The organism is Collinsella aerofaciens, from assembly GCF_015560135.1.
Taxonomy (GTDB): domain Bacteria; phylum Actinomycetota; class Coriobacteriia; order Coriobacteriales; family Coriobacteriaceae; genus Collinsella; species Collinsella aerofaciens_AN.
Genome location: NZ_JADMRH010000002.1, coordinates 118,668 through 133,380, shown reverse-complemented (window position 1 = coordinate 133,380; position 14,713 = coordinate 118,668). Strand labels below are relative to the sequence as shown.

At 62.9% G+C, this 14,713-nt stretch carries 9 protein-coding genes; 1 reads left to right on the top strand and 8 read right to left on the bottom strand.

All coding sequences use genetic code 11. From position 1 onward, the window contains the following. Nucleotides 1-73: 73 nt before the first annotated feature. From cysS to disA, 4 genes are read right to left on the bottom strand one after another with little or no spacing between them, the layout of a single operon-like run. Nucleotides 74-1,540, bottom strand: coding sequence for a cysteine--tRNA ligase (gene cysS, locus I2H19_RS01560; protein WP_195620872.1), 1,467 nt, complete (start codon nt 1,538-1,540; stop codon nt 74-76). A 3-nt stretch (nt 1,541-1,543) separates the two neighbouring features. Further along, entirely contained in the window at nt 1,544-2,038 is a 495-nt protein-coding gene (gene ispF, locus I2H19_RS01555) for a 2-C-methyl-D-erythritol 2,4-cyclodiphosphate synthase (protein WP_006234975.1), read from the bottom strand. Next, nucleotides 2,028-2,756 (bottom strand): 2-C-methyl-D-erythritol 4-phosphate cytidylyltransferase, encoded by a 729-nt coding sequence (gene ispD, locus I2H19_RS01550; protein ID WP_195620871.1) that lies wholly within the window; start codon nt 2,754-2,756, stop codon nt 2,028-2,030. Before ispD ends, ispF begins: the two co-directional genes overlap by 11 nt. Continuing rightward, nucleotides 2,756-3,796 (bottom strand): DNA integrity scanning diadenylate cyclase DisA, encoded by a 1,041-nt coding sequence (gene disA, locus I2H19_RS01545; RefSeq protein WP_369796797.1) that lies wholly within the window; start codon nt 3,794-3,796, stop codon nt 2,756-2,758. Before disA ends, ispD begins: the two co-directional genes overlap by 1 nt. Before the next feature lie 373 nt (nt 3,797-4,169). Between disA and I2H19_RS01540 the strand changes: the two genes are divergently transcribed. Then, nucleotides 4,170-4,748 (top strand): manganese efflux pump MntP, encoded by a 579-nt coding sequence (locus I2H19_RS01540; protein ID WP_195620870.1) that lies wholly within the window; start codon nt 4,170-4,172, stop codon nt 4,746-4,748. Between the two features lie 80 nt (nt 4,749-4,828). Here the strand turns inward: I2H19_RS01540 and I2H19_RS01535 are convergent, their stop codons facing one another. The 4 genes from I2H19_RS01535 to I2H19_RS01520 all read right to left on the bottom strand — a co-directional run bounded on the left by I2H19_RS01535 (nt 4,829) and on the right by I2H19_RS01520 (nt 14,453). Beyond that, nucleotides 4,829-6,286 carry an aminoacyl-histidine dipeptidase gene (locus I2H19_RS01535; protein WP_195232412.1) on the bottom strand — a complete coding sequence of 486 codons (1,458 nt, stop codon included), beginning with the start codon at nt 6,284-6,286 and terminating at the stop codon, nt 4,829-4,831. Nucleotides 6,287-6,500: 214 nt separating this feature from the next. Continuing rightward, entirely contained in the window at nt 6,501-9,143 is a 2,643-nt protein-coding gene (locus I2H19_RS01530) for an ATP-dependent Clp protease ATP-binding subunit (protein ID WP_195520834.1), read from the bottom strand. 197 nt (nt 9,144-9,340) lie between these two features. Next, on the bottom strand, nt 9,341-10,030 hold the full coding sequence (locus I2H19_RS01525) for a TetR/AcrR family transcriptional regulator (RefSeq protein WP_055309426.1): 690 nt from the start codon (nt 10,028-10,030) through the stop codon (nt 9,341-9,343). Next, a complete protein-coding gene (locus tag I2H19_RS01520) occupies nt 10,014-14,453 on the bottom strand; it encodes an acyl-CoA dehydratase activase (RefSeq protein WP_195620869.1) in 4,440 nt (1,479 codons plus the stop codon). The genes I2H19_RS01525 and I2H19_RS01520 overlap by 17 nt, the downstream gene beginning before the upstream one ends. Between the last annotated feature and the right edge of the window lie 260 nt (nt 14,454-14,713).

The following is a 14,713-nucleotide window of genomic DNA, read 5'->3' as shown; positions in this document are numbered from 1 at the left end:
GTCGGGCATGACCACCAGGTCTATGCCCTCCTCTTTCAAGGCAATCTGCCGCACCTCGAACGGTCGAAAAATACTAGAGACTCTTAATACGAGTGCCCGCGGCCGTATCCTCAATGGTGAGGCCCAGGTCCTTGAGCTGGTCGCGGATGGCATCTGCCAGATCCCAGTTCTTGGCGGCACGAGCCTCGGCACGAGCCTCGAGAATCTTGGCAGCGGCCTCGTCCACGTCGTCGCCCGTGTAGGCAACCAAACCGGCGGCAACGCCCAGCAGGCCCAGCGGCAACTCGACCTTGGGCTCGGGAAGCTCAACGCCAAACGTATCGAGCAGCTCGGCCAGTGTATCGGCGGCAGCCAGGACTGCGGCCTTGTCGGCAGCATCGCCCGCCTGCTCCAGATACTGATTGCACTCGGTGACAAAGCCAAAGACAGCACCCATGGCACCGGCGGTGTTAAAGTCGTCGTCCATGCACTCCTTAAAGGCGGCGCGGGTCTCGGCGGCCTTGGCGGCAAACGCCTCGGCGGCAGCCGCATCGGCATCGGCCGTCGCATGGTTCGCAGCCCAACGAAGGTTCTCGACCGTACCGGCAATACGCGTGAGCGAATTCTCGGCACCCTCCAGGCGCTCCCAGGAGAAGTCGAGCGGCGAGCGATAGCTCGTCTGCAGCATCAACAGGCGCAGGGCCGCGGCAGAGTGCTGCTCGAGCACCTCGGCCAGCGTAAAGAAGTTTCCGAGCGATTTGGACATCTTCTCGCCGTCAACCAGCAGCATGCCCGTGTGCATCCAGGTGTTGGAGAAGCCCTGGTGCCAGGCGCAGGTGGCCTGGGCGCACTCGTTCTCGTGATGCGGGAAGGCAAGGTCGGAGCCGCCGCCGTGGATGTCGATCGGGGTGCCCAGGTAGCGATGCACCATGGCAGCGCACTCGGTGTGCCAACCGGGACGGCCCTCGCCCCAGGGACTCGGCCAGCTGGGCTCGCCGGGCTTGGCGGCCTTCCACAGGGCAAAGTCGAGCGGGTCGTTCTTGTCCTCGTTCTCCTCGATACGCGCACCAACCATAAGGTCATCGATGTTGCGGCCCGAGACCTGGCCATAGTTGGGATCGCTGCGCACAGCAAAGTACACGTCGCCGTTATCGGCGGCGTAAGCATGGCCCTGCTCGATGAGCGTCTTGATCATGGCGATCATGGGGCCGATTTCCTTGGTGGCGCGGGGGCGCACATCGGGATCGAGCACGTTGGCGGCGCGCATGACGCCGATGAACTTGTCGGAGAACTCCGTCGCGACCTCGGCGGCCGTACGGCCCTGCTCGTTGGCGCGCTTGATGATCTTGTCATCGACATCGGTGAGGTTCTGGGCGAATGTGACCTCGTAGCCGCTCGCGATGAGCCAGCGACGAATCACGTCAAAGCTGATGAACGTGCGGGCATTGCCGATGTGGATGTTGTCGTAGACCGTGGGGCCGCACACGTACATGCGGACCTTGCCGGACTCGATGGGCTGGAACTCTTCCTTTTTATGGGTAGCGCTGTTGTAGATACGCATTCGTTACTCCTTAACGGTTTTCTGTAGCAGGCAGACGGCCCAGGCGCCGATTCCCTCGCCCTGGCCTTCCCAACCGAGCTTTTCGGTCGTAGTGGCGGCGACGCCCACGTTTTCGACGTCAACGCCCAGGGCATGGGCAAGGTTGGCACGCATGGCATCGCGGTGCGGGGTGATCTTAGGCTGCTGGCAGGCAATGGTGCAATCGGCATCGACAAACTCGAAGCCCAGCTCGCGCGCGTAGTCCATCACGCGAGCGAGCAGCACCATCGAATCGGCACCCTCATAGGCGGGGTCGGTATCGGGGAATAGCTTGCCAATGTCTCCCCCACGGCAGGCGCCCAGAATGGCGTCGGCCAAGGCGTGCGCGAGCACATCGGCATCCGAGTGGCCCAGCAGGCCGCGCTCGTAGGGAATGTCGACACCGCCGATGATACATCGACGCCCCTCCACCAGACGGTGAACGTCGTAGCCATGGCCAATGCGCAGGTTACTGAACATGGGGAAGGTCCTCTCCCTCGGCCATACGGCCAAGCAGAATCGCGGTTACGGGACGCAAGTCCTCGGGCACCGTCACCTTAAGGTTATCGCGCGGGCTCTGGACGCAGCGGACGCGCCCACCCATGCGCTCGACCAGCGACGAATCATCGGTGCCGATAAAGCCCTCGGCAATGGCTGCAGCGTGGGCGCGCTTCATAGCATCGACGCTAAAGATCTGCGGCGTCTGCGCAGCCCAATAAAGCTCACGCGGCGGCGTCTCGACGATGTTATCGCCGTCGACGATCTTGAGTGTGTCGATCGCGGGTTGACCGCACACGACACCGTCGAGCGAGCGGTCGCCCACAAGCACGTCGATCGCATGATCGATGGCCTCGGTCGTGATGAGCGGACGAGCGCCATCGTGAATGGCGACGAATTCAAAGCCCGCCGGCACCGCGTGCACGCCGGCACGGGTGGAATCCTGACGGGTATCGCCGGCATCGGCAAAGCTGATGGGCGTGTCATAGTCAAACGGGTCGATGGCCAGGCGGCGCATCTCGGCACGGCGCTCGGCAGGACAAACCACGACGATGTGGCCGACCTTATCGCTACGATCGAACGCGCGGATGGACCAGCTCATGAGCGGACGGCCCGCCACGTTAACGAGCTGCTTGCCGCCGGGATTTCCAAAGCGCTGGCCGCTGCCGCCGGCAACGACCACGGCGCATACGGGCGCCATTATGCGTTCCCCTGTTTGGTGCCCTTCATGCGGTACAGCGAGTCCGCAAGAATGGCAGGGTTGTTGACGCCAAAGTCGCCCAAGCGCTCCGGATCCTCGCTGATGTCGTCCATGAGCTCCTGCAGCGAGCCATACTCGTCGACGATCTTCTCGGCCACGCCGTCGCGCACGACGGACACGCGCGAAAGCGTGCGCAGGCCCAGCGGTGTCATGACGGAGTCCTCGTCCAGGTCGTCATAGCCCAGAACCGCCGCCACATGCTGCGGGTCGGACAGGTCCTTAGGCGTCATGCGGCTCAGCTCGGCACGAATCTTCTCGGCGTTTGCCTCGGAGGAATCGCTTGCGTAGTCGCGGATCATCAAGTCGTATTCGGTATCCATGCTGGAGCCCGCGAGCTGCTCGAGCTGCATCTGCACGAGCTTGCCCTGGTTACCCAGCTTGACGATGCAATCCTTAAGCTCGGTCTTTGCCTGTTGCATGATCTCGAAACTCGAGAAGATGCCGGTGATGTCGGCGAGCGTGACGTAGTCGTCGAGCTCAAGGGCCGTCAGGCGCAGCAGGGAGCGATCGAGCGACTGACGGGTAGTCTGGAGCGTGGCGACGAGCTGGTTGACCGAGCTCATGATGGTGGTGACGGGCTGGATCTCGTAGCTCTTGCCGTGAACGTACACGTTAACGACGGCGCGACGGGCCGAGACCGAGATCACGATGGCATCGGTGAGTACCGACATGCGAGCGGCAGTACGGTGACGCATGCCCGTCTCACTCGTGGCGAGCGAGGGATCGGGATTGAGGTGGAAGTTGGCGCGCAGGATCTGGGTGAGGTCGCCATCGATAACGATGGCGCCGTCCATCTTGGAAAGCTCGAACAGGCGGTTCGAGGTAAACGAAATGTTGAGCGGGAAGCCGTCGTTACCGGCAGCGAGCACGTTTTCGGTGTCGCCGACGCAGATAAGGGCGCCCAGGTGACCGGCGATGATCATGTCGAGGGCGGTGCGGATCGGCTGACCAGGTGCCGTCAGGCGGATGGCCTGTTCCATACGCTTTTGCAGCTCGTTCTTATCCAAGGCATCGCTCCCATCATATACGCTCCATAAACGCTAAATAGTTTCTCACGGTTTGTCCCTGCGGCGCTTGCGAAATCCGATGCTTACAGAATGAGCGAACACAGCTGAGAGCCCAACCCAAATCAGCTGTTCATGTGGTAGCATCGGGATTCGCATAAATGAGGGAGTAGTCGCGTGACCGGATTCGCCTCCGGTGGCGCGGTAAGTCAACACACTGGCCGATGCGGCCTGGCTTGCCTTAATGAACGAGACTCGTGGCTGTGCGCGCAACGCGTACGCCACGGGTCTTTTTTATTACTCCCTCAAGAGGTACACGCGGGCCCGCCCGCAGAGAGGGAGCCAGACTATGGGACTCGCAGAGCTCGTGTTGCTCGCCGTTGGCCTTTCGATGGACGCCTTTGCCGTTTCCATCTGCAAAGGTCTCGGCATGAAAAAGATCAACCTTAAAGTCGCCGTGGTGCTCGGCCTGTTCTTTGGCGGCTTTCAGGCCGGCATGCCCGTAATCGGATGGGCGCTTGGCAGCCAGTTTATGGGCATCATCGGCCCCATCGACCACTGGATCGCCTTTATCCTGCTCGCCTTCATCGGCGGCAAAATGCTGTGGGAAGCCTTTACCGAAGACGAGGATGAAGACGACGGCAAGGATGCCGAAAAGATTGACCTGGTCGAGTACCTGATCCTCGCTATCGCCACCTCAATCGACGCCCTAGCCGTGGGCATCTCATTTGCCGCGCTCTCGGTCGACATCGTGCCCGCTGTATCGCTTATAGGCATCACAACGTTTATCTTCTCCGTCGCCGGCGTGGCGATTGGCCACACCTTTGGCGCGCGCTACGAAAAACCCGCCACCATCGTGGGTGGCGTCGTACTCGTTCTCATCGGGCTTAAGATCTTGCTTGAGCATCTGGGGATCCTCGCACTGTAACGAATAACGGCCGCCCGGCATTACGCCAGGCGGCCGTTTTCATAGCCAGCCGTTTTAGAGCGGCTTAACCAAGGCAACCTTTACGCAGCGAGGCGCTTGAGGACGTCGATGAGCAGCTCGTAGAAGCGCTCGGCAGAAGCGAGCTCCATGCTCTCGTCCGGGGTATGGACATCGGAGAGCGTCGGGCCCACGGCGATGGCGTCCAGGCCGTGCAGAGCCTCGGCAAACAGGCCGCACTCAAGGCCGGCGTGAATGGACTCGATGCGCAGCTCGGAGCCAAAGAGCTCTCGATAGCTCTCGACAAAGACTTCGCGGACCGGCGAATGCTCGGCATAGCTCCAGCCGGGATACTCAAACTCAAACTTGGCGTCGAAGCCCAGGACATCGGCCAGCGTCTGCAGACGGTCCTTGAACTCGTTCTGCAGCGAGGTGATCGAAGAGCGCGGGGACAGCATAATCTTGACCTCGTCATCGGAGGTGGCGACCACGCCGATGTTGGAGGAAACCTCGACGGAGCCGTCGGTGGCGACGTTGCGGCGAATCACGCCGTTAGGGGCAAGGCGCAGGGCGCGGATGAGGGCAAGCGCGGACTTCTGGTCCATGGCCTCAACCTCGGCGTCGTCGGCAATCTCGACGGTGCAAGTAAAGCCGGGGTCGAAGACCTCGAGCTCGGCAGTGACGTCGGCGATGATGCCCTTTGCGATCTGGGCCGCGGCCTCGGCGGCAGCGTGGTCGGCGTAGACCAGAACAGCCTTGCACTCACGGTTGATGGCGTTGTCCTTGGTGCCGCCGTTAAAGCTAACGATGGCGGGCTCGCCGGCAACCATCAGGCGGTCGATGATGCGGGCCATGATGAGGTTGCCGTTGCCGCGCTCCAGGTTGATATCGCTGCCGGAGTGGCCGCCCAGCAGGCCGGAGATGTCGAGCGTGAGGGTGCTACCGGTCTTGTGCTCGCGCGCGATCGGGCAGGTGTAGGTAACGACGACGCCGCCGGCACAGCTGACGGTGGCAACGCCCTCTTCCTCGGAGTCAAGGTTGATCATGGTGCGGGCGCTAATCTGGGACTTGTCGAGCGTCTCGGCGCCGACCAGGCCAGTCTCCTCGTCGGTGGTGAACACGCACTCGAGGGCCGGATGGGTAATCGAATCGTCGTTGAGCACGGTAAGCATAAGCGCGACGGCAATACCGTTGTCGGCGCCCAGAGTGGTGCCGTTAGCGGTGAGGACGCCGTCCTTGACGACCAGGTCGATACCATCGGTCGTAAAGTCGTGCTCAACGGAGCCCAACTTGTCGCACACCATATCGATGTGGCCCTGCAGCATCACGGTCGGGGCATTCTCGGCACCGGCAGATGCGGGCTTGCGAATGATGACGTTGTAGACCTCGTCCTGATACACATCGAGACCGCGCTCCTTGGCAAACGCAACCAGGAAATCGCTGATGCCCTTCTCGTTGCCAGACCCACGGGGGATCGCGCTGACCTCCTCAAAGAAATGGAACAGCTGGGCGGGCTCGTAGCCGGTAATCTTGTAGTCCATGGTGCCTCCTTGGCGCAACTGGTTAGACAGTAAGACATGCGACTTGTATATTCCCAGACTTTGCGTGCATAAACCAGTCGAAAACGCCGAGCGCCCTCGCATCATCGGCTAACGGTGGACCGTATAGCGTAACGGTCACAACTTCCGCAGCTCTACAAATCGAGGCGCCCTTTCCGGAGCGCCTCGATTGCGCGTATCAAATTGTCGCCACGCCCTACAGCGCGCCGGAACCGGCTTGCATCATGCCGCCGGGGCCCGAGGTCACGCCGCCGCTCACGGGCGCGGCGTTGCCGGTGTGCGGTACCGCCGGGGCGGTATCGCCACCAAGCGTGCCCGCCGGACGCGGTGCCGGGATCTCGCCCGTGCCGCGGCTAAAGACAAACTTGCCATCGGCCACGTCGCACAGGACGGTATCGCCCTCGCCCCACTCGCCAGCCAGCAGTTCCTCGGACAGCGGATCCTCGATGAGCTTTTGGATGGCACGACGCAGCGGACGCGCGCCGTTGGTGAGGTCGGTACCCTCCGCCACAATCTTGTCGTAGGCCGCATCGGTAAGCTTGATGTTCATGCCGTTTGCGATCAGGCGCTGGCGCAGATCGTCCACCAGCAGGTGCGCAATCTTGGTCAGGTTCTCGCCCGAGAGCTTCTGGAACACCACGATGTCGTCGATACGGTTGAGCAGCTCGGGGCGGAACAGGCGCTTGAGCTCGCCCATCGCGCGGCCGCGGATCTCACTCGAGGTGAGGCCCTGCTCGCCGGTGGTGCCAAAGCCAACGCTCGCATCCTGCGCGATCTCGCGGGCGCCCACGTTTGACGTCATGATGATCACCGTATTGCGGAAGTCGACCGTCTTGCCCTGGCTATCGGTCAGACGGCCCTCCTCCAACACCTGCAGCAGGATATTGAAGATGTCGGGGTGCGCCTTCTCGATCTCGTCGAACAGCACGACCGAGTACGGGTGACGGCGAACAGCCTTGGTGAGCTGGCCGCCCTCGTCGTGGCCCACATAGCCCGGGGGGCTACCGATGAGCTTGGAGACCTCGAACTCACTGCCAAACTCCGACATATCGAAGCTGATGAGCGCGTCCTTGCTGCCAAAGAGATACTCGGCGAGCGTCTTGGCGAGCTCGGTTTTGCCCGTGCCGGTGGGGCCCAGGAAGATAAAGCTGCCGCCGGGGCGACGCGGGTCCTTGAGCGGCGAGCGGCTGCGGCGCACGGCCTTGGCAACGGCCTCGACGGCCTCGTCCTGACCGATGATGCGCGTCTTGAGCACGCTTTCGGCCTGCAGCAGGCGGCGGCTCTCGCTCTCGGTGAGCGAGGACACCGGCACGCCCGAGGTCACGGACACGATGTCGGCAATCTGGGAGACATCGATGGTGAGCGGGCTGGCGTCGAGCTCGGCCGTCCAGGCAGCCTTGGCCTCGGCGAGCTCAATCTCGGCAGCCTTTTGCTGCTCGGTGATCTCGGCGGCCTTGTTCATGTCGTCGCTCTCGGTGGCCTCCTGCGCGGCGGCCTTAAGCTCCTCCACGCGATGCTCGGCCTCGCGCACCGGCTCGGGCGCGCGGTTGGCGGCGATGCGGGCGCGGGCGCCGGCCTCGTCAATGAGGTCGATGGCCTTATCGGGCAGGAAGCGATCCTGGATGTAGCGGTCGGAGAGGTTCGCGGCGGCCTCGATAGCACCCTGCGTATAGCGCACATGGTGGTGCTCCTCGTAGCGCGGCTTGAGCGCGGTCAGGATCTTGACCGTGTCCTCGACGCTCGGCTCCTCGACATCGATGGTCTGGAAGCGACGCTCGAAGGCCGGGTCCTTGGTGAGGTACTTGCGGAATTCCTCGGCCGTGGTGGCGCCGATAATCTGGAAGGCACCGCGCGCGAGCACGGGCTTGAGCATGGAGCTCGCGTCGATGGAGCCCTCGGCAGAGCCGGCACCGATGATGGTGTGCATCTCGTCAATAAACAGGATGACGTCGTCAGCTTCGGTGGCCTCCTGGATCACGTTCTTGAGGCGCTCCTCAAACTCACCGCGATACTTGGCGCCCGCAACGAGGCCCGGCAGGTCGAGCGTCCAGATGTTCTGGTTCATAAGGTTCTCGGGCACGTTGCCAGCTGCAATCTGCTGAGCCAGACCCTCGACGATGGCCGTCTTGCCCACGCCGGGGTCGCCCAAGATAAGCGGATTGTTCTTGGTGCGACGCGAAAGGATCTCCATCATACGCTGGACTTCCTTTTCGCGACCAATTACAGGGTCGAGCTCGCCGTCGCGCGCCTTCTGCGTAAGGTTGGTGGCGAACTGCTTAAGCGTATCGGTGCCGCTCCCCTTTTGCTGCGACGCGTCCGAGCCGCTAAAGAACGGCAGGCCCGCACCGGGACGCCCGGCACCGGCGCCGGCGAGCGGACGCTTCTTGTCCTGGTCCTTGGCGGTAAGTTTCTCGATAGCCTTTTTGATGGAGGCGGACGACACACCCAGGCGCATGAGGATGTCCATGGCCATGCCGTTACCCTCTTCGACGATGCCAATCAGCAAGTGCTCGGTCGACACGTAGGTCTGGTTGTTCTCACGCGCCACGCGGAATGAACGCTCCATCACGCTAATGACGAGCGGCGTAAAGGCGAGCTTGGCCGCCTCGGTCTCCTCACTGGGCTCGGGAACCGTGGTCTGGACCTCTTTGAGGGTGTCCATGATGTCGTCGTAGGAGATATCGAGCGAGCGCAGCGCCTCGGCGGCAATGCCCTCGTCCTCCTTGGCAAGCGCGAGCAGCAGATGCTCGGTGCCCACCTTATTTGAATGAAGATCGAGCGCCTCTTGCTTGGCCATGGACATGACCTTACGCGCGCGATCGGTAAAACGGTCTAACATGCTAGTTCCTCTTAGACGAGCTAGTTTTTTCAAACGCAAAGCGCCGCCCCGCGGCAGCGCTTTGGTCTCTTTACCCATATGGAGTATATGTTAACAGCTGGAGGAATATCTATAAACCCGGCTCACATGAATGCAGGTTATGACCGCATCGCGGGACTCACCGCGCGATGCGCGACAGGCGCCCCGCAAGAGAAACCCTAGGCGTCTTTCACCACGTCGGGACTCGTCGCACGCGATGCGCGATAGGCATCGGCCTCCTTGGAGACGCGTTCGAGCAGCTCGGATGTATCGACGCCCTCGACTTGCGCGACCGTTTCCACCGTCTGCATGGCGACCGCCCTCAGGTACGCGCACGCGCTGTCCCCCGGCTGCTCGAGGTCTATCTCCTCGCCGCCCTCCCGGGCAAAGCCGACCGCCATCACAAAGCCCATGATGCCCGAGACCAGAAAGCCCACCGCAAAGCTCGAATCTGCCTTGAGCTCTTCTCCGTCGGGGTGGACGATCTCTCTCACGCGGTCGATGATGATCGTATGGATGCCCTGCACGACCTGCTCGGCGGCACCCGCCCTCATGGTGATGACGATGCGCCGCAGCAGGCAGCGGACGTCGCGCCGGTCGAACGCCGAAAGGTCGCCCTCGCTCGAAAAATGCCAGAGGGCATCGGTGATGAGCTCGTTATCCTGCAGCAGCTGGGCTATGGCGATGGCGACGAGTTCATCGAAATCGTGAAAATAGTAGTAAAACGTTCCGCGATTGCACTGGGCGGCGCGGGTCACCTCGCCAACCGACAGCTCGAAGATGCTGTTGTTCTCGATGAGCTCCCAAAACGCCTCGATGATACGGGTGCGTGCATCGGGCGCATCGGCGTCCTTACGCGGTCTCGCCATGCGCCTCACCGCACCCCTGCGCCTTGGCGTTCATGATGAGCATCTGAAGACGGTTCTCCACGTTGGCGAAGCTCACGTCGGGATCGTAGTCGAGCGGCAGGAACTGCGCCGTGGGATACTGCTCCTTGAGCGCATGGATGAGCCCGCGCCCCACGACATGGTTGGGCAGACACCCGAACGGCTGCAGGATCACGAAGTTGCGGCAGCCGCGCTTGGCGTGCTCGAGAATCTCCGCCGGAATCAGCACGCCCTCGCCCGCATCGAACGTATGGTGCAGGATCTTATCGCTCGCGCGCACGAGCTCGGGCATGCGCGTCGGCGGCTCGTAGAGCGGGCTCGCCGCGCCCAGGCGGTCGCAACGGTCGTGCGCGAGCTCGAACAGGTTGTCCGCCGTGGCGTACCAGGCCTTTTCGGGCAGCGACAGGTCGACGTGGAACTCGCGCGACTGCGCATGCTTGTAGAAATAGGTCTTGCGGATCACGTCGGTCATGCGCGCCTCGATGACCTCGAGCCCGTTGTCCTCGAGGTAGCGCTCGATCTCGTGGTTGGCGCCGAGATGGAAATTGAGCAGGTACTCGCCCACGATGAGAACGGTCGGATGCGGGTTCGAGCGGTCGTACGGAACGGCGTCCATGATCGCAAGCGCGCGTTTGAAGCCCGTCGCCTGGCCTCTCAGCCCGGAGCGCTCCATGCCCTCGATAACCTCATCGAGCGCGCGGTCGAACGCAGCGTCCGCCGCGCCCTTCTCGAGCTCGTAGGGACGGATGCGCCTAAGCATGGCCTCGAGGGCATCGATCATGGGAAGACCGTAGGCGATCTGGATGCTCGGGCCAAGGCCGAGCTTGAAGCCCGGATGCGCATTGTGGGCATCGACGTCGTCGTTGGTGAGCACCGGGACATAGTCGTATCCCGCGTCGTCGAGCGCGCGGCGCAGCAGGGGCATGTAGTGCGTCAGGCGGCAGTCGCCGATATACTTGCCAGTCACCACGGCGACGTCGTGCGGGTCGTACTTACCGCTCTCGAGTGCCGCGAGCGCCTCGCCGATCACGATTTGCGCGGGGAAGCAGATGTCGTTGTGCACATAGCGTTTGCCCAGGCGGATGGCATCCTCGCGCCCGATATCAAGGGCCTCGGCGCGCACGCCCTGATTGCGCATCGCCGCGGTCATGAGCCTGCAGAACGCATGGGAGGTGTTGGGGACCAGCGCGATCTTGTCGTGCCGGTCGCGCTTGGTGTACTTGACCTTATACGGGTCGTCGAGCGGATGGACCGCGTGCACCCGGGCGCCCTCGGCACGCTCCTCCGCGCGACGACGGTTGACCGACTCGATAAACGAACGCACGCGAATGCCCATGGGACCGGCGACGTCGCTCTCATCGAGCTTGATCATCATCGGAACCTTGGAGCCCATCTCGCCCATCATGCGCGCGATCTCGTCGGTGAGATACGCATCGTGGCCGCAGCCGAAGCTGCCCATCTGCACGAGCTCGAGCTCGGGCGTCGATGCGACGATGACCGCGCACGACAGCATGCGCGCATGGTAGTTGTTCACGATGTCGATGCGGCTGTTGGAAAGATCGACGTTGCAGACCCCCGGCACCGCATCGGGCGTCAGCACGGGGATGCCGCGCTCAGAGAAGAGCTTGGGCAGCCCGTGGTTGACCAGCGGGTCGTTGTGGTACGGGCGCGAAGCGATCACCACCGCGTAGCCGCCGTCCTCGCGCACGTTCTCGAGCACCTGCCTGCCGCGCAGCTGCAGCTGGTTCTCAAACGTCTCCTGCGCGCGGTCCGCCTGCTCGGTCGCCTTGGCAACCAGGTCGGCATCGATATCGAAGGTCTCCTTGCACCACGCCTTGAGCTGGCGGTTTCGGTCGCCCTCGTCGTACCAGTGGAACAGCGGCGTATCGAACGGAACGCCGAAACGCTCCTCCGGGTTATCGGAATTGCGCATCACGTAGGGGTATCCCTTTACGACGGCGCACATCCACTCGCTGGTAGAGGCGGTGTTTTCGGTGGGCACCGTCGTGATGATGGGCATGAAGATGCGGTCGACGCCGGCGTCGACGAGATTGCGGATGTGCCCGTGGACGAGCTTGGCCGGGAAGCACACGGTGTCGGATGTGACGTGCGCCAGACCGCGCTCGTACATCGCCTTGGTGCTGCGCCCCGAGACGCGCACCTTAAAGCCGAGCGTGCTGAAGAACGTCGACCAGAACGGCATGGTGTCCCAGAACTCGAGCACACGGGGAATGCCGATCGTGACATCGCGCCCCCCGCTGACGGGAACCGTGGGGTACGACTCGAACAGCAGCTTCTCGCGGTCGACAAAGAGATTGGGGGCAGCCGCGGTCCGGTCGCGCCCCGTGCCGGGTGCCTGTGCCTCGCAAGCACCCTGCGGACGCAGCTCCTCCGCCGCGGGAACCTCGCGCACGAGCTCATCCCATGAGATGGCGCCGCCGCGCGGGCAGCGATTGCCCGTGACGTAAAGCGAGCCGTCGCCAAATGCCACGACCGCGCGCTGGCAGCGGTTGTTGCACCGACGGCAGGTAACGCCGCCGAACTCGCGATGCTCGAAGCGCTCCACGGCATCGAGCCCGATAAACGACGTGCCGGCGTCGCCCTTGCGGCATTCCTCGCGCGCGAGCAGGGCGATACCGATAGCGCCCATCAGCCCCGGGTGGGGCGCACGCGTGACGGGTTTGCCCAGATACTGCTCGAATGCGCGCAGCACCGCGTCGTTTCGGAACGTGCCGCCCTGGACAACGACTTTGTCGCCCAGACGGTTGAGATTTGAAACGCGAATGACCTTGGTGAACACGTTCTCGATAATCGAACGGCAGAGACCGGCCATGATGTCGCCCGGACCCTTACCGCGCCGCTGCTCGGAAACGACGCTGCTGTTCATGAACACCGTGCAGCGGCTGCCGAGAACGGCGGGGGCTTTGGACGAAAATGCCTCGGTCGCGATATCCTCAACGGCTATTCCAAGGTTTTTGGCAAAACCCTCGAGGAACGAGCCGCAGCCCGCAGAGCACGCCTCGTTGACGACGATATCGGTCAGCACGCCGTGGTTGAGCCAGATGGCCTTCATATCCTGTCCGCCGATGTCGAGCACGAAGGTCGCATCGGGAACGCATACGCACGCGGCGCGGGCGTGCGCGACCGTCTCGACCGTATGGTAGTCGGCGTGGAACGCGCGCGCGAAAAGCTCCTCGCCGTATCCCGTGGTGCCCACGGCATCGATCGCAAGCGTGACTCCCGCTGTCTCCCAGCGGTTCTTCAAGCTGACAAGACCCTGTTGGGCGACGTCGAGCGGTCTGCCGTTATTAGACGCGTAGAACGAATCGACAAGCTCACCCGCCTCATCGACCAGGGCGAACTTGGTCGTCGTGCTCCCCGAATCGATACCGAGCGCCACACGCACCGTCTCTCCGGGCGCATACGCATCCGGACCCTTTGCCGGCATCTCTTTGCCATGGCGTGCCGTAAAATCCGCCTGCTCGGCAGGTGTGGCAAAAAAGGGCTGGGCAAGACGTCCCTCCCCGCTTGCGGGCGCGACCGTCTCGAGCTTATCCAGCCGGACAAAAGCGTCGGGAAGGTCGATCGGTTGGGACGATGCGAACATGTCGGTCAGCGACAGGGCGGCACCGCGCGCGACCATGATCTGCGGATCGCGCGGGACGATAACCTGATCGTCCGATAGATTCAGTTGCTCCCGGAACACGCGGACCAGTGTGGGGTTGTAGGCGAGCGTACCGCCCTCGAAGATTACCGGTGGCTCGATGTCGATACCCTGGGCCAGACCGCCGATCGTTTGGCGGGCGACCGCGTGAAGCGCCGAAAGCGCCAGGTCGGTGGTAGGAATGCCCTCGTTGAGCAGCGGCTGGATATCGGTCTTTGCGTACACGCCGCAGCGGCCCGAGACCTCGTGGACGGTCGTTCCCCGGCTTGCGAGCTGCTCGAACTCGCCCGATTCGGTGCCGACCCCCATGAGCTTTGCCATCTCGTCGATAAATGCACCGGTACCGCCTGCGCACGAGCCGTTCATGCGCATGTCGGCAACCTCGATGTCTCCCTTATCGTTGGTGCGGAAGAAGATCATCTTGGCGTCTTGGCCGCCCAGCTCGATGGCGCAGCGCGTCTGCGGATAGAACCTGCTGATCGCGAGCGCGTTGGCGACCACCTCCTGAACGTACGAGGCGCCCAGCGCGGTCGCGATATCGCGCGCACCCGAGCCGGTCACCGCAACGCGCAGTGACTCATGGGGAAAGCGCTCGGCGAGCTCGCCGAGCATGGCGCGCACGCTCGCTGTCTGACACGCCCCGTGGCGGCGATATCCCCACCACGCCTCGGTCATATCCTCGTGCATCGCGTAAACTTTGGTCGTCGTCGACCCTACGTCCAATCCTACTAGCAACGCCATAATGCTCCGTCTCTCGCATTTTTCCCGCTAGAGATATACCACTCTACGTAATACAACAGACTGTTGTATTTAAACTCCGTATAAAAAGCGGCTGCCGAAACGCTTCAGCAGCCGCCGAATGCACCAACAGATTGTTCTGCGCGCTAGCACGTCGGGCAACGGAGCAGCACGGGCCCTCCGGTCATGCGCACCGCTCACGCCCGCGATGTCGCCGAGAGAGCTATCCACGCTTAGGGCTCCAACCAAGCAAGTCGCCCGCG